Annotated in this window: 14 protein-coding genes and 1 pseudogene; 3 read left to right on the top strand and 12 right to left on the bottom strand. The window is 71.8% G+C overall.

Translation table 11 applies throughout. The annotated features are described in order from the left end of the window. Positions 1 to 96: 96 nt before the first annotated feature. From JOC24_RS15480 to JOC24_RS15465, 4 genes and pseudogenes are all read right to left on the bottom strand, one after another. Positions 97 to 495: pseudogene (locus tag JOC24_RS15480) on the bottom strand (transposase family protein); the annotation flags it as partial. A gap of 42 nt (positions 496 to 537) precedes the next feature. Further along, positions 538 to 834: a DUF6332 family protein gene (locus JOC24_RS15475; protein ID WP_205020836.1), complete on the bottom strand. Its 297-nt coding sequence runs from the start codon at positions 832 to 834 to the stop codon at positions 538 to 540. Between the two features lie 194 nt (positions 835 to 1,028). Then, positions 1,029 to 1,397, bottom strand: a complete 369-nt coding sequence (locus JOC24_RS15470; RefSeq protein ID WP_205020835.1) for an SCO4225 family membrane protein — start codon at positions 1,395 to 1,397, stop codon at positions 1,029 to 1,031. Between the two features lie 80 nt (positions 1,398 to 1,477). After that, positions 1,478 to 2,707, bottom strand: coding sequence for an MFS transporter (locus tag JOC24_RS15465; RefSeq protein ID WP_205020834.1), 1,230 nt, complete (start codon positions 2,705 to 2,707; stop codon positions 1,478 to 1,480). A gap of 120 nt (positions 2,708 to 2,827) precedes the next feature. Between JOC24_RS15465 and JOC24_RS15460 the strand changes: the two genes are divergently transcribed. After that, entirely contained in the window at positions 2,828 to 4,042 is a 1,215-nt protein-coding gene (locus JOC24_RS15460) for an ROK family protein (protein ID WP_205020833.1), read from the top strand. Positions 4,043 to 4,184: 142 nt separating this feature from the next. Here the strand turns inward: JOC24_RS15460 and JOC24_RS15455 are convergent, their stop codons facing one another. After that, complete coding sequence (locus JOC24_RS15455) at positions 4,185 to 4,712, bottom strand: ATP-binding protein (protein WP_205020832.1); 528 nt, start codon at positions 4,710 to 4,712, stop codon at positions 4,185 to 4,187. A gap of 213 nt (positions 4,713 to 4,925) precedes the next feature. Further along, positions 4,926 to 5,288: a hypothetical protein gene (locus tag JOC24_RS15450; RefSeq protein ID WP_205020831.1), complete on the bottom strand. Its 363-nt coding sequence runs from the start codon at positions 5,286 to 5,288 to the stop codon at positions 4,926 to 4,928. 237 nt (positions 5,289 to 5,525) lie between these two features. Between JOC24_RS15450 and JOC24_RS15445 the strand changes: the two genes are divergently transcribed. Further along, positions 5,526 to 6,659, top strand: coding sequence for an L-cysteine desulfhydrase Cds1 (locus JOC24_RS15445; protein ID WP_205020830.1), 1,134 nt, complete (start codon positions 5,526 to 5,528; stop codon positions 6,657 to 6,659). A 172-nt stretch (positions 6,660 to 6,831) separates the two neighbouring features. On the opposite strand, the gene JOC24_RS15440 is transcribed toward JOC24_RS15445, so the two are convergent. Next, on the bottom strand, positions 6,832 to 7,266 hold the full coding sequence (locus tag JOC24_RS15440; protein ID WP_205020829.1) for an SRPBCC family protein: 435 nt from the start codon (positions 7,264 to 7,266) through the stop codon (positions 6,832 to 6,834). 70 nt (positions 7,267 to 7,336) lie between these two features. After that, the gene (locus JOC24_RS15435; protein ID WP_205020828.1) at positions 7,337 to 8,167 is read right to left on the bottom strand and encodes a DeoR/GlpR family DNA-binding transcription regulator; all 831 of its coding nucleotides are present in this window, start codon (positions 8,165 to 8,167) and stop codon (positions 7,337 to 7,339) included. 228 nt (positions 8,168 to 8,395) lie between these two features. Between JOC24_RS15435 and JOC24_RS15430 the strand changes: the two genes are divergently transcribed. Beyond that, positions 8,396 to 10,804, top strand: a complete 2,409-nt coding sequence (locus JOC24_RS15430; RefSeq protein WP_205020827.1) for a hypothetical protein — start codon at positions 8,396 to 8,398, stop codon at positions 10,802 to 10,804. Here JOC24_RS15430 and JOC24_RS15425 read toward each other — a convergent pair. From JOC24_RS15425 to JOC24_RS15410, 4 genes are all read right to left on the bottom strand, one after another. After that, on the bottom strand, positions 10,774 to 13,206 hold the full coding sequence (locus JOC24_RS15425) for a right-handed parallel beta-helix repeat-containing protein (protein WP_205020826.1): 2,433 nt from the start codon (positions 13,204 to 13,206) through the stop codon (positions 10,774 to 10,776). The two genes, JOC24_RS15430 and JOC24_RS15425, sit on opposite strands and share 31 nt — an antisense overlap. A gap of 208 nt (positions 13,207 to 13,414) precedes the next feature. Next, the gene (locus tag JOC24_RS15420) at positions 13,415 to 14,032 is read right to left on the bottom strand and encodes an Rv1733c family protein (protein WP_205020825.1); all 618 of its coding nucleotides are present in this window, start codon (positions 14,030 to 14,032) and stop codon (positions 13,415 to 13,417) included. A 131-nt stretch (positions 14,033 to 14,163) separates the two neighbouring features. Then, complete coding sequence (locus JOC24_RS15415) at positions 14,164 to 14,988, bottom strand: MOSC domain-containing protein (protein WP_205020824.1); 825 nt, start codon at positions 14,986 to 14,988, stop codon at positions 14,164 to 14,166. Between the two features lie 45 nt (positions 14,989 to 15,033). Continuing rightward, entirely contained in the window at positions 15,034 to 15,552 is a 519-nt protein-coding gene (locus JOC24_RS15410; protein WP_205020823.1) for a DUF6643 family protein, read from the bottom strand. Positions 15,553 to 15,555: the final 3 nt, after the last annotated feature.

Here is a 15,555-nt window from a genome sequence, read left to right as displayed (position 1 = left end):
GGAACTCCTTGGGATACGGCTTGGGCACTGCGACATCCTTCCAGGCCGCCTCTCAGCAAGCCAGGTCAGGTGTCACCTATTCGTGCAGCAGTCCCCCTGGTGGTTGGTGGAGTAGCGGTAGTTCTTGGATCGCTGGGCGAGGGTGTGATCGCGAGTCGGTACGAGCGTGCCATCCACGATGAGAACAGTGCCCTGGCGGAAGTGTTGCCGCTGTATCAATCCCAGACGCGGCCCCAGGTCATCGACTACGCGATCGACCGTGGACTTCGAAACGCCAAACAAGAGCGCGAGCTGCCGCATCGTCAGGTTGGTCCGCCAGTAGGCAACGACCAGCAGCACGCGGTCGTCGAAACAAAGCGCCCAAGGACGTCCTGGCCTCGCTGCATGTGCACCTCGACGGCGCAGAGCAGTGACCAGCTTGCTGAACTGTCGAGGGGTGAGACCGCTGAACGGACGTATCCAGGACAGCTCGGACGCAGTGATCACAACAGGCACGGAGTGATCGTCCCACTCAAGCACACCGTTGCGGGACAGCCCTTAGGGGTCAAAGGGCGTGCGCCCCGGCCGGCTCCGCCGGACGGGCGGCAGACGCCGCTCCTCGTGCGCGCGGGGGAATCGCCACAGCACGTGGACGACCCGCACGGCGGTCACCAGCAACCCGAGCACGGCCCCGGCCCGGAACAGCATGCGTTCGGCACCGTCCGGGAGTTGCGTGAGCAGCGCGGGAAGAGAGACGCCGGTGAATGTGGCCGCGCCCACCAGCACTCCGCTGAAGAGTGCGTAGCCGATCTCGACGGTCATCGCGTCCCGCTCCGACTGAGTGCGTGGTGGCATGTCCGAAGTGTCGCAGCGGCCCAGGGCATCGGCAAGGACCGGACTCGCGGCCGACGGACGGTACGCGGTCGCGAGTCCGGCGTCCGGAGTGCGGCTCCGCCCCCGGCCATGGTGCGCCGCGCACATGTGGCCTTGGGCGGCGGTGGCTCCGGGACGCTCCGCCGCCCCCGCACCGGTGACGGCGCCGGAGAGCGTCAGGTGCCCTGGGGATGCGCCGAACGGCCTCGGTGCTTGCCCCGGAACAGCTGGGAGAACCAGCCCAGCGCACAGGCCTGTACGAGCACGGACACGACCAGTGCGAGATAGACGAACCAGGCGGGGCCTCCGGCATCCGCACCGGCGATCGAGCTGCCGATGAGGAAGGCGAACACGGTCGGCGCGGCGAGGAAGAACACCCATACCCCGGCGAGCGAGGCGTCGTCGTGGGACACGTACATCGTGTCGACCGCGACGAACACCGCGACCGCCAGCACGAGGCCGAGGTAGATCCGCGAAGCCGTGTTACCGAAGGTCAGTCGCGCGACCTCACGCAGCCGCTGCTTGTGCGTCACCTGATGGCTCATGTCCCACTCCCCGTGGATGGTCGGTGCTTCCATCGTGCGCCGCGGAGGCCGTGGGTGCCTGAGTACCGCTACTCAATCGTTCACGTGTTCGTCGCGTGGCGGGCCGTGTGGCCCAGCGCCGCTGCGACGGCGGCGAGCAGCGTCACCGTGGTCAGCGCCGACGGGAGGGAGAACCAGTCCGCCAGGAAGCCGATCACCGGGGGTCCCAGGAGCATTCCGCCGTAGCCGAGAGTGGACGCGGCGGCCACTCCGCCCGGGCCGGCGAGTGCCCCCGCGCGGCCGACGGCGACGGGAAATATGTTGGCGAGACCGAGGCCCGCGACGGCGAAGCCGAGCAGGGTGAGCCACACGGCCGGAGCGAGCGCGCCGAACAGCATCCCGACGCCGGCCGTGATCCCTCCGGCCACGAGGGTGCGGGTCTGCCCGAACCGTTCGAGGAGCGTGGTGCCGGTGAGCCGGCCGATGCCCATCATGAGTGCGAACAGGGCGTAGCCGGCGGCGGCGAGTCCGGGAGCCGCTCGCAGATCCTGGCTGAGGTGCAGGGCGCCCCACTCGGCCAGGGCACCCTCGCCGTACGCCGTGCAGAGAGCGATGACACCGAACAGGACAACGATGCGGCGGGTGTGCGCGCTCATCCTCCGCGGCTGCTCGCGGGCGTCGTCCGTTCTCCGCTCCTCAGCGGGACGGGCGGCCGCCGGCCGGGCGCCCGTCAGTGCGGGGCCGGTGGCGGCGGTGACGAGCAGTCCCACGCCGGTGAGGGCCAGGAGGTGTGTCGCGGGTGAAAGGCTGCCGGCGACCAGGCCGCCCAGCCCCGCGCCCGCCATGCCCCCGAAGCTGAACGCGGCGTGGAAGCTCGGCATCACCGGACGGCGCATCGCGGCGACGAGATCGACCGCAGCGCTGTTCATGGCCACGTTCATGCCGCCGTACGCGGCGCCGAAGAGCAGCAGCACGAGGCCGAGGGCGGTGACCGAACCCGTTTGCGCGGGGAGGGCGATGCTCAGCGACAGCAGGACGCCGCAGACCACGGTGACGGCGTGGCTGCCGTAGCGCCGGCAGAGGGCACCGGTGAGCATCATGGTGATCACCGCCCCCGCCGAGACGCCGAGCAGGGCCAGCCCGAGGGTGGAGGCTGTCGCCCCGGTCTGCTGCTTGATGGCCGGGATGCGGACCACCCACCCCGCGAACAGGAAGCCGTCGAGGGCGAAGAACACGGTCAGCGCGGTACGGAGGCGGTTGAGGGAGGCAGGGGCGGTGTTTCCGCCGGAACCGCCCGGCAGGGCCGTCCGCGGTTTGTTTAGTCGCGGCACAAAGTGAGCATAGAGGTCTTCCGGGAGCGGGTGCAAGACGTCGTCCCGATGACCGCCCGATGAACGGAGCCGGATGCCGGAGCGTCGGAATCGGCCCCGGATCATGGGAGACTCGCCCCCATGAACGGCAAGTCGACCACCACGCGGACGAAGTTGGAGAGGGGCCGCAGCGCGCTCGGGCCCGCCCTGGAGCTCGTACACACCGGACGCGCCCCCACCCGTGCCGTACTGACCTCCGAACTCGGCGTCACCCGTGCCACCGCCGGTGCGGTGGCTGCGGAGCTTGAAGCGCTCGGGCTGATCAGGGTCGACTCCAGCCCGGGTTCCGCCGCCGGTTCCCAGGGCCGCCCCTCCCACCGGCTCTCCGTCCGGGACAGCGGGCCCGTGGCCCTTGCCGCCCAGGTGCACTCCGACGGTTTCCGCGCCGCACTCGTGGGGCTCGGTGGCAGGGCGGTGGCCACCGCGCCCGGCTGCGTCGCCGTCATGGCGGACCCCGCCCAGGTCCTCGGCGAGGTCGTCGAGGCGGGGGCCCGACTCCTGCGCGAGAGCGGGCTGCGCTGCGTCGGCGCGGGGCTCGCCGTGCCCTCCGCCGTCGCCGAACCCGAGGGAACGGCGCTCAACCCGCTGCACATCGCCTGGCCGGCCGGTGCTCCGGTCCGGGAGATCTTCTCCGCCTGTGTACGGGCGGCGGGGATCAGCGGTCCCGCGTTCACCGGCAACGACGTCAACCTCGCCGCCCTCGCCGAACACCGGCACGGCGCCGGGCGCGGGGCCCAGCACCTGCTCTGCGTCGCCACCGGACACCGGGGCGTGGGCGGCGCACTCGTCCTGGACGGCCGCCTGCACAGCGGGAGTTCGGGGCTGGCCCTGGAGGTCGGGCACCTCACGGTGAACCCCGAGGGCCGCCCCTGCCACTGCGGCGGACGAGGCTGCCTCGACGTCGAGACCGACCCCCTCGCCTTCCTCACCGCGGCCCGCAGGGAGCCCGGCCCCGAGGAGTCGCTGCTCAAGCAGTCCGGCGACCTGCTGCGCACGGAGTACGGGGACCCCGATGTGCGGGCCGCCGCCGAGGAGCTGATCGACCGGCTCGGCCTCGGCCTCGCCGGGCTGGTGAACATCCTCAACCCGGACCGCATCATCCTCGGCGGACTGCACCGCGACCTCCTGGAGGCCGACCCCGAACGGCTGCGGGCCGTGGTCGCCGACCGCAGTCTGTGGGGCCGCAGCGGCAGCGTGCCGATCCTGTCCTGCACGCTGAACCACAACAGCCTGGTGGGCGCGGCCGAACTGGCCTGGCAGCCCGTGCTCGACGACCCGCTGGCCGCGCTCGCCTGACCGGTACGGGGCGAGGGGCGCCGCCGGGTGGGAACGCCCGCCCGGGAGCGGGTGACTCCGCGTGGAAGAGCCCGTAGCGCGTCGATCACGAGAGGACCGACGCGCTCCGGGGGTGACCTGTACGGGGGCGGCCCGGACCACGTCAGCCGACGACGGCCGACCGGGCCCGGGTCCGCGCCGCTGTCGGCTCCATGAGCCCGGTGACGTCCGAACCGAACGGGCCGTCGGTCGTCGACCCGTACACCGGGAGGGAGTGCAGGGCGGCGGTGGTGAAGGACGGTGCGGACAGGGTGAACCAGATGACCTTCCCGGCGTCATCACTCGGTCGTACGCCCCAGCTCTCGCTGACCGCGGCGATCATCGCCAGTCCACGCCCGGAGGTCGCGGACTGATCGGCATCGCACACGGTCGGCAGCCGGGGGTCGTGGTCGTGGACGGAGACCGTCAGCCGGCCGAGCAGCAGCTCGATCTCGACGGTGCATGATTTGTCCGGCTGTGCGTGCCGGTGGACGTTGGTCAGCAGTTCGGTGACACCGAGCGCCGCCTGGTCGATCAAGGGATCGAGATGCCAGTAGCGCAGTTGCGCCGAAATGATTCTGCGGACCTGACCGATCCGCGACGGCAGGGCCTTGAGCTCCACCGCGCAGTGCCTGCTTGGCTCGCTGATCACGGCTGCGACTCCCCGAAATAGGTCCGGAAGAAGACGAAGGAACGGATCCAGCAGATGGCTGACTGCTGTTTCTGGTCATGCGTGGTCCGTCCTGCGTGGCTTCCGGCGGGGTGACTTTCGCTGTCACCCCCGGTGCACCATCAGTGACGTGTGACCAGCGTGACCCAGGGGGTGAGGCTCCGCAACTCGCGGTGTCCGTACCGGGCCGTAGCGTCAGTTCCGCCTGCCCGCGGCCCCCCGCAGCGCCTCCAGGAATCTGCGGACCGGCGCGGCCCCGCCGGGCCTGCGGTTGCGCTGGCCCATGGTCAGCCGGTACCGCACCCCGTCGATGCGCGCGACCGCCGAGTCGGCTGCGGGGAACCACGGCCTCCCGGCGCTCACCGCCGACACGGGGGCGCTGGCGATCTCCCGGCCGTTGCTCGTCAGCAGCGCGATCCGGCCATCCTTGACGATCACCTGGCCGGCCCTGGTCAGCGACCGCGCCCACCGCTGGATCCTTACGTCACTCGCGCGGAACTCCGCAGCGCCGAACTCCGTCACGCCGAAATCCGCAGCGCTGAACTCTGTCTCGGCCATGGCGACTTCGCCCCCCTTGTACCGGCTTCTGCAAGTCTGCCCGTCGACAGGGCTCGTGCACCAGACCGCACCGCGATTGATTCCGGCCGGGATCCCGGTCCGGGCCGCCTTCGTGGCGCAGGATCCCCGAACACCTGGGCCAAGGGAGGGCTATGGAACGTCAAAGTGAACGTTTGTGCAGGTGGGGGGAATATCGTGGTCCCACTCAGTACTGCCGTCATCCGAAGGAGACCGCTGATGGACACCGGTGAGCGCACACCCGGCGGTGGCGTCATGGAGACCGTGGACGTCGACCGGAGCGATCCGGACTACCGGGCCTGGCTCAAGGAGGCGGTGCGCAAGGTCCAGGCGGACGCCAACCGTTCGGCGGACACCCATCTCCTTCGCTTTCCGCTGCCGGAGCACTGGGGCATCGACCTCTATCTCAAGGACGAGTCGACGCACCCGACGGGCAGCCTCAAACACCGGCTCGCCCGCTCGCTCTTCCTCTACGGGCTGTGCAACGGCTGGATCCGCCGCGGCAAGCCGGTCATCGAGGCCTCCAGCGGGTCGACGGCCGTCTCCGAGGCGTACTTCGCGAAGCTGATCGGTGTGCCGTTCGTCGCGGTGATGCCCCGCACCACCAGCCCCGAGAAGTGCCGCCTGATCGAATTCCACGGCGGTCAGTGCCACTTCGTCGACGACTCCCGCCGTCTGTACGAGGAGTCGGCGGCACTCGCGGCCGAGACCGGCGGGCACTACATGGACCAGTTCACCTACGCCGAACGCGCCACCGACTGGCGCGGCAACAACAACATCGCCGAGTCCGTCTACCAGCAGCTGAAGCTGGAGCGGTACCCGGAGCCCGCCTGGATCGTCGCCACCGCGGGCACCGGCGGAACTTCCGCGACCATCGGGCGCTACGTCCGCTACATGCAGCACGACACACGGATCTGTGTGCCCGACCCGGAGAACTCCTGCTTCTTCGACGGATGGACCCGGCACGACCAGCTGGCGACCAGCGACTGCGGCTCCCGCATCGAAGGCATCGGCAGACCCCGGATGGAGCCGAGCTTCGTGCCCGGAGCCATCGACCGGATGATGAAGGTGCCCGACGCGGCCAGCGTCGCGGCGGTCCGGGTGCTCGAGCGTGCCATCGGCCGTAAGGCGGGCGGCTCGACCGGCACCGGGCTGTGGAGCGCGTTCAAGCTCGTGGCCGAGATGGTGGAGCGGGGCAGCACGGGCAGCGTCGTCACACTGTTCTGCGACCCCGGCGACCGCTACCTGGACAAGTACTACTCGGACGACTGGCTGAGCGGGCAGGGCCTGGACATCCGGCCCTACACCGAGACGATCGACCACTTCCTGGCCACCGGCACCTGGCCCTCCTGAGCCGGCCGGCCGCATGACGGGTGCCCACGAGGGGTGCCCGTCCGGCCGGGGTACGCCTCTGGACGTCCCCGGTCGCCAGGAGGGCCGCCCGCTCCGGCACGAGGGCCTCCGACCCGCCCCGCACCACCGGACGGCGACGCCCACGGCCCGGACGTGAGCGCGGCCAGGGCACTCAGTCGTCGAGCAGGGTGCCGAGCACCCGGCCGAAGACCCGCCGCCCGGCGCCGGCCAGCAGCGGATCGGCCCACCGGGGCAGCAGCCTCACGCGCAGCTCCTCGACCCAGACCACATGCGAGCCCGACTCCGTCGGGCAGACGTCGATCGACGCCCGGCCGCGCACCACGGAGCCCCGCTTCTCCAGCAGGCACAGTCCCGCCCGGCCGGCGGCGGGCGGGGTCCACCGCACCACTTCCATCGGATCGTCGAAACCCAGCGGACCCACGCCGGTACGGGCGACGAAGACCGTTCCGGTCCGGGTGGGCGGGCCCGCCGGGACGGTGACCGATGTGAACGGAACGGTCCCGCCGTGCCGTTCCCAGTCGGTCACCCGGCGCCACGCCTCGGCGGCGGGAAGGGGAGTGAAACGTTCGATGCGGAATAGGGCCACGTCCCGATCCTAGGACGTCCCCCGCCCGCGGGCCCTGGAGCGGAAGCCGTCGGCGTCGCCGGGCGGCGGACTACTCGTCCGCCGGCCCGCCCGCCACCACCAGGCCCGGCAGGTGTTCCTCGACCTCCTGCCGGGCGGCCACCGGCAGGCCCGCGTCCGTGACGAAGGCGTCGACCTCGTCGAGCGCCGCGAACGAACTCAGCCCCACCGTGCCCCACTTGGTGTGATCGGCGACCACGACGACCCGTCTGGCCGCCCGCACGAATCGGCGGTTCGTCTCGGCCTCCGCGAGATTCGGCGTGGAGAGACCGGCCTCGACCGAGATCCCGTGCACGCCGAGAAACAGGACGTCGAAATGGAGTGAGCCGATCGCGCGGTCCGCGACCGGTCCGACGAGCGAGTCCGAAGGCGTACGGACCCCGCCGGTCAGGACCACCGTGGCCGCCCCGGCCCGCGCCCCGCCCGTCGCCGCCGGGCGCTGCGCGCCGTGGAAGACATCGGCGACCCGTACCGAATTGGTCACCACCGTCAGCCCCGGCACGTCCAGGAGATGGCGGGCCAGCGCGAACGTGGTCGTGCCGCCGGAGAGCGCGATCGCGCTGCCGGGCACCGCCATCGCGGCCGCGGCGCGCGCGATGTCCTCCTTGGCGCTCAGCTCCAGCGTCGACTTGGCCTCGAAACCGGGCTCGTGCGTGCTCGCCTCGACGACCGGGACCGCCCCGCCGTGCACCTTCTCGATGACACCCTGACGCGCAAGCGCGTCCAGGTCCCGGCGGATGGTCATGTCGGAGACGCTCAGTTTGCGGGTCAGCTCGTTGACCCTGACCCCGCCGCGCTTGCGGACATCGTCCAGGATGAGAGCGCGCCGCTGCTCCGCGAGCAGGTTCTGGTTCTCGCTCAACGCCGGGCCCGGCCCTTCCCTCTGTCCGCACGGTCCGGCAGGGGTCCTGCGGGACGCCGACATCCTCCCACGCACCCCCGCGGGCCGTCCCACTGGGGAGATTCGGTGAGAGCCGCTGCGGCGGACGCCTCCTGTCGGCGATGGTGGTGACCACGCATCAGTTCCACATCCCGGCCGCCCCCTTCCTCCGGCCGCGAGCCGCACGGACCAGAGAGCGAGGCACCGACATTGCCCCATGCACCCCGGGCCGAGGCCGCACAGAGCAGCGGAGCCGCACTCGAACTGCTGGTCCACGGCGTCGGCGGGACCACCCCGCAGGAGATGCTCGGCGATCCGCGTACGACCAGGATCACCGGTGACGCCACGGCTGCCGTGTACCGGCGCACCGAGGACGTCGGAGCCGAACAGCATCCCGAGCGCCACCGAGACGGGCCCATCGCCGAGGCGTACTGCTGGTCCAACCTCACCTCCGGCAACGGCGCCCGTGCCCTGTGGCTGCTGCTGCTCCCCTTCATGGTGGTCAACCTCGCCCACTGGATGAGGCCCACCGCGCAGGGACAGGGCCGCGCGGTCCGCCTCTACGGGATCCTGGTGCGGCTCGTCGCCCTCAGCCTCACCGTGCTGCTGACCGCCGCGGCCTGCGAGGTCGCCCTCGACCTGGTGGCCTGGCAGTGCGCGGGCACCCCCGAGTGCGCCGGGCAGCGCTCCTGGCTCGGCTTCCTGTCCACACAGCAGGACGGGTGGTTCTCTCGCCCCGGACGCCGCCTCGCCGTCGCCGCGTTCGTGCCCGCCGTACTGGTGGGACTGCTCTGGTACCTGTCCAACCGCACCTGGAGCGCCTACGAGTCCCAGCGCCCCCTGTCCTGGGACGAATCGGACACCGTGGCTGCGGGCGCGGACGCCGGCGAGGCCACCGACGTGGTCACGCGGTCCGGGGCCCCCCAGGTCCGCCCCGCTCTCGGCAGGCCCGGCTTCTGGTACGGACGCAGGCTGGTCGCCCGGCTACGCGCCGCGCACACGGCAGCCGGATTCCTCACCGTCGCCGCCACGGTCAGCGGCACCGCGGCCCGGTACGACCGGTCCTCCGACAGCCCCGTACCCGCGGTGGCCGGCTTCCTCCTCGAAGCCCTGCTCGTCCTCTGCGGACTCGTGGCCGTCGCCGTCGTCTGCCACCGGGGGCGGAGCGAGCGACGCCTCGACAACCGGATCGACCGGGCCCTGACCACGTTCCTGCCCGGCGCCGCCCTCACCCTGCTGGTCTGCGCGGTGGTGTACGCGGGCTGGTCGCGTCCCGGCTGGGTGTCCACGGGCACACTGCCCGGCGAGGTCGCCTTCCGCGCACTCGCGCTGGGGCAGGGACTACTCGTCGTACTGCTCGCCGCGGTCGCCCTGAGCCTCTACCGGCGCACCCCCGATCCGCGCACCACCCTCCACGGCCTCGGCGGCCCCGCGGTGGCCATGCTCGCCTGCGCCCTCGGCGGTGTGATGACCGGAGGGGTCGCCCAGCGGGTGGCCGACTGGCTCGACGGCCCGGGAACCCCCGGCATGGGTGCGAGCGCCGCCATACCGGGACCGCCCGTGCTGCTCAGCTGGCAGGCCTCCGTCATCCCGGTCCTGCTGCTCCTCCTGCTGCCACCCGTCATCTGGCTGGCGGTGCGCACCGTGCGCCGCGCCCGCCGACTGGGACCCGAGATCGAGGCGGAGTACGAGGAGAAGCACCCCGAGCCCGGACGCACCCGGCGTATCGCCCGCACCCGGGCCGCCGCCGCGCTCACCGACTCCGCCCCCGGGATCCTCGGACTGCTCTCCGCCGCCACCCTGCTGCTCGGCATCGCAGCGGTGACCGGATCGTGGCTGACCGGTGAGGTACCGGGACTCGCGACCGACGGCACGGGCCCCTTCGTCGAATCGCTCGCCGAGACGGCCCAGTCGACCGGCTCCTGGCTGACGGGATTCGGCGTCATACTCTTCGTCACCTGGGGCCGTCGTGCCTACCGCGACGTCTCCGCGCGCCGCACCATCGGAATCCTCTGGGACGTGGGCACGTTCTGGCCGCGCGCCGCCCATCCCTTCGCGCCGCCCTGCTACGCCGAGCGCGCCGTCCCGGACCTCTCGTCCCGGATGTGCGCGTGGACGGCGAGCACCCGCGGCAGACTCGTCATCTCCGGCCACTCCCAGGGCAGTGTGCTCGCCGCCGCAGCGGTGTGGCAGCTTCCCGACCCCGTCCGGGACCGGGTCGCGCTGCTCACCTACGGTTCGCCGATCGAGCGGCTCTACGGGCGTTGGTTCCCGGCCTACTTCGGCCGGGCCCCGCTCGAAGGGCTGCAGCGGTCCGTGCACTGCTGGCGCAACCTCTGGCGTTCGACGGACCCGATCGGCGGCCCCGTGCGGATCGACGAGGGGCCGGGCCACGAAGTGGACCGCGGCCCGCTGAAGGATCCGCTGGTCTACGGCCGCACCACCCGACACCCGCTGCCGGAACCGGTCCTGGGACACTCGGACTACCAGGCCGACCCGGTCTTCGCCGTCGAACGCGCCGCCTTGCTCGAAAGGCTGGGGCCCGTCGTGCCCCAGCAGCCGGGCGCGGAGGACCGGGGCGGCGCCGCTCAGGGAAGCGCCGGAAGGTCCTGGGGATAGAGCATGGTCAGGTCGTCCGTGCTCGGCTCGGTGAGCTGGGCGACCCGGCCCGCATGCTGCTCCACCATCGACTCGAAGGTCTGACGTGCCGTTCTGCCGTTACCGAAGGCGGGGCCCTTGGGAAGCGCCGTGAAGTACTTGAGCAGCGCTTCACCGGTCCCCTCGGCCAGGGTGTACTCGTGCTCGTCGCTCTGCTGCCCGACGATCCGCAGCAGTTCCTCGGGCTCGTAGTCGCTGAACGTGATGGTCCGCGAGAACCGGGACGCCACACCCGGGTTGACGGTGAGGAAGCGCTCCATCTCGTGGGTGTACCCGGCCACGATCACCACCACGGCGTCGCGGTGGTCCTCCATCAGCTTCACCAGCGTGTCGATGGCCTCCCGGCCGAAGTCCCGGCCGGAGTCCTCGGGCGACAGGGCGTACGCCTCGTCGACGAAAAGGACACCGCCGCGCGCCCGGTCGAACGCCTCCTGGGTGCGGATGGCCGTGGACCCGATGTGCTCGCCGACCAGATCGACCCGGGACACCTCCACGAGATGCCCGTGCTCCAGGACACCGAGCGAGGCCAGGATCTCCCCGTACAGCCGTGCCACCGTGGTCTTGCCCGTGCCGGGGGAGCCGGTGAAGACCAGGTGCCGGCGGACCGACGCCGCCTTCAGACCGGCCAGCCGGCGGCGCCGGCCCACCTCGATCATGTCCGTCAGGGCGCGCACCTCGCGCTTGACGCTGTCCAGGCCCACCAAGGCGTCCAACTCGCCCAGCACGGCGCCCGAGTCGCGCACCGGCTCGGCGGGAGCCGCGGGGGCGGCGGCGGGCTCCGCCGCCCGCTGCCCGGGCAGCGCACCGAGCAGGCCGGGCGTGCTCTGCGTGGCGGTCAGCACCGCGGGGGCCGGGGGAGTGGCGTCGCGCAGACCGCTCTCGTCGCTGGTGCAGTCCTGAGCGACCGGTCCGCCCGCGCGGCCGTCCCCACCGGAGCCGTCGGCGAACTCGTAGCCGCCGCGTGCGCACCGCTCGGTCCGGCACCGGTTGAGGGTGGAACGGCAGCCGTCCATCACATGGAAGCCGTAGCCCTCGCTCCCCGTGACCCGGCAGCTCTCGAAAGTGCCCCGACCCTCGGCGGAGACGTAGAAACCGGCCTCCGCGGGCGAGGTGACCGTGCACCTCTCGATGGTCGGGTCGGCGCCCTTGGTCACGATGACCCCGGTCTGCGCCGCGTCGATCGTGCAGTTGTTCAGCGTTCCCCCACTGCCGTGGTCGCGGAACCACGCTCCCGTGGACGCCTCGCGGATCCGGCAGTCGTCGAGCTGTGCGGTGGCTCCGTCGCTCACCGACACCGCCGTGTTGCGGATCTGGGACAGATCGCTGTCCACGACATCCGCGCGTGAGCCCCTGTCGAGGACGAACAGGGCGTCGGGGACGTCGTGCACGCGGCACGAGTCGAGTATCACCGTGGCACCGTCGCTGACCCACACCGCCGGGTAGTCGCCCGTACTGTCGTGGATCTCGCACTGGTTGGCGTCGACACGGGTGCCGGGGTCCCAGACCGAAAGTCCGTTGCGGCCGAATCTGCGGACGGTGGAGCGGGTCAGGGTGAGCACTGAACGGGAACGCAGGTCGACCGCGTTCTCCGGGATGTCGTGGATGTCGCAGTCCGCCAGTGTCAGGACCGCGTCGGTGTCCAGGGTGACACCGTCCGCGGACGTACGGTGCACGGTGCAGTCCGTGAGGTGCGCGGTGCCGCGGGCGGTGACCTGCACCCCGCTGCCCTTGATCTCGTACACCTCGCAGCCGACCGCCTCCAGGCCGCTGCCCTCCCCGGTCACGCTCAGTCCCGCGCCCGAGGAGTGGTGCACGCGGCAGCGCTCGAGCCGCGGGTGCGCACCGTCGCGCACCGCGACACCGGCCTGCCCGGCCGAGACGATCTCGCACTCCTCGAACACACCGCCCGCGCCGTCGAGTACCGCGATGCCCACGCCGGCCGGATTGTCGACCGTGCAGCGGCGCACCGTGGGCCTGGCAGCGCCTCGTACCTCCATGCCGGCGGCCGACCTGGTCACGATGCGCAGGTCCGACAGCTCGGGTGCGCCCTCCTCGACGAGCAGCGCGGGTGCCGCCGCGTCCTGGCCCTCCACATGGATGTCCTGGACGACGGCCGAGGCGCGGACGGTCAGCGGCACGCCGTCGGACGGCGCGATCCGTACGGAGCCGGCGGACCCCTCGGGTCCGCGCAGCGTCACCGCGCGGTCCACGACGAGATTCTCCCGGTAGGTGCCGGGGGCGATGGTGAGGACGTCACCGTCCGCCGCGGCTTCCAGAGCGGCGCTGAGGGAGGCGTATTCGCCCGTACGGCGCCGCCATCGCGATGTACCGGTGTGCGTCACCTGGACCGTGCCCTGTGCCATGGTGCTGCTGTGCCCCCACCTCGTGCCGTGTGCGCTGCCTCGTGCCTGTCCGCGCGGGCCGCCGGTCCACCGGCAGCCCACCGGCCCGCCTGCCGAGGAGTCGGGCGGGCCGGTCCACCGTAGCGCGCGCGAGGGGCGCGGGTTGACGGGTCGGCTGCCCAGGGGCCCTCCCCGGCCGTGCACGAGGGAGAACCGCGTACGCCGGGGTTCAGCTGCCCGTACCCGTTCTGCCCCAGTCGGGGCCGACTTCGGCCCAGGCACGGTCGAGGCGGGCGTACCGCCTCTGCATCATGCGCCATACGACGAGTCTGCGAGCGATCTCCGTCAGACCGACCGCGAGCAGCGCCGCACCGATCCCGGCGAGCACCGCGTGGGTGTGGGCCGTGGAGACGTCCATGGGGCGCATCACGGGGTGGCCCAGGTCGTCCGTCCAGATCCGGATCCGGGTGCCCGGAGCGGTCTTCCTGGACGCCGTCGACACGGTGCCCGTGCGTGCCGTACCGTCCGGGGCACGCCAGTCGGCCACCACCGACGTGCGCATGGAACCGTCCGTGACGGCCGCCTCGGGATCCTGGGCGAAACGGGAGGTGCCGGAGGCCGCGCGGACCACCAGGGCCGCGGTGAGGTGGCGTTGGGCGTGCTGGGCCCGCACCGTCCGCTGCAGTGCGCCGTCCGTGAGCGAACCGGTCTTCCAGCCGAGAACCGGTGCCACCAGCAGCATCAGCAGCAGTGCGGCCAGAGCCACCCACGCCTCGTTACGGTCGGTGGCGCGGCACACGGGATTGCGCCGCCACCGCCGGATTCCGAGAACCGCTCGCACAGTCATGCACCCCCTTCCCTGTCCGTGATACCCGACAGGACGACGATCGCGTCCGCCGGTGGCGGAGAGAGAGCAACCTCACGCCGCCAACACCCCCCGTGACACCGCGAGTTCCGATGTCGTCGCGGTCCCGGCGGTCAGCCGAGGACTCGCACCGGGTCCCCGGACCGGATCGTACCGGTGCCCTCCGGGATCATGTTCTGGCCGAAGAGGAGATGCCTCCCCTCCCGGCGGTGCCGGGCGAGCGTACGCAGAGGTTCCTTTCCCCGCTCCGCCGTCCGCTGGTCGGTGGTCGTGACGACGCACCGTCCGCACGGCTTCACGACGCGGAATACGACCTCCCCGATCGCGATCCGCCTCCAGCCGTCCTCGGCCCAGGGCACAGTGCCGTCCACGACCACATTCGGCCGGAAACGGTTCATCGGCAGCGGGCCCTCCTCCGGATGATTCCCCTGGGCCACCAGTGAGTTGAGTGCGTCCAGCGAGGAACGCGTGGTGAGGAGCAGGGGGAAGTCGTCGGCGAGTGACACCGTCTCGCCCGGCCGGCCGAACTCCGGATCGACGGGTCTGCGGTGCGACGGCGCGTCGAGATGGACGAGCCGGACCTCCGCACCGAGAAGCGCGCCGAACCAGGCGTGTGCGGCCCCCGCGGCCACCGCCACCTCGACCCTGCTCCGGTGCAGCTCCGCGGTGACCGTGCGGACCGGATCGGGCACTTCGACCGTCAGCGACGGGCTCCCGGGTGCCGACAGAGTCACTCCGCCACCGGGCAAGGGCTGGGCCGACAGCTGTGCCATGCGCGGCTGCTGACGCTGGGTCACGACCCTGTCCTCGGTGTCGATCAGCATCCAGCGGCGGTCACCGTCGAGTCCCCACGGCTCGACGACGGCCTGCTCGGCCGCACATGCGGCCAGCGACTTGACCGGATGGATGTACACGGCCTCGAGGACAGGAGAAGACATGCCCCACATCCTGCCAGCCGTCACCGACGGTCGAGGCAGCCCCCGTCAGTACCCCCGGCTCTGGTACGGCCGGTTGTAGGGCTCCTCGTACGGCGACTGCGCCGGAGCGGGCCTGGGGGACGCGGGACGCATCGACTCGTACCCCGTCCCGGGCCGCTGCTGCTGCTGCGGCTGCTGCTGGTAGCCCCGGGTCGCCGACGGCTGCTGCTGGTAGCCGCGGGGCGACGACGGCTGCTGCGGGATGTACGGCGCCGGCGCGTGCTGCAGCTGTGCGGGCTGCATGGTCGGTGCCTGCTGCATCCCGGCGCTCTGGTACTGCGGCTGCGCCGCCTGCTGCGGGTAGCCGTAGGACCCGGTGTGCTGCGACGGGGCCGCGGGCAGGGCCGGGAGCGCCGACGGCAGGGCCGGCAGATAGCTGTTCCCGGTGTCGTAGGCGGCCGGGACCCGGATCGGTGCTATCTGAGGGGTCCCCCGCTCGGCGACCAGGGAGTCGTAGATCGGGGTGTCGGGGAACGACGGCGCGGCGTAGTAGCCGCTGCCGTAGGTGGAGCGGGGGGAGGTCATGAC

The organism is Streptomyces sp. HB132 (assembly GCF_016909575.1).
Classification (GTDB): Bacteria; Actinomycetota; Actinomycetes; order Streptomycetales; family Streptomycetaceae; genus Streptomyces.
This window is presented reverse-complemented; position numbering and strand designations above follow the sequence as displayed.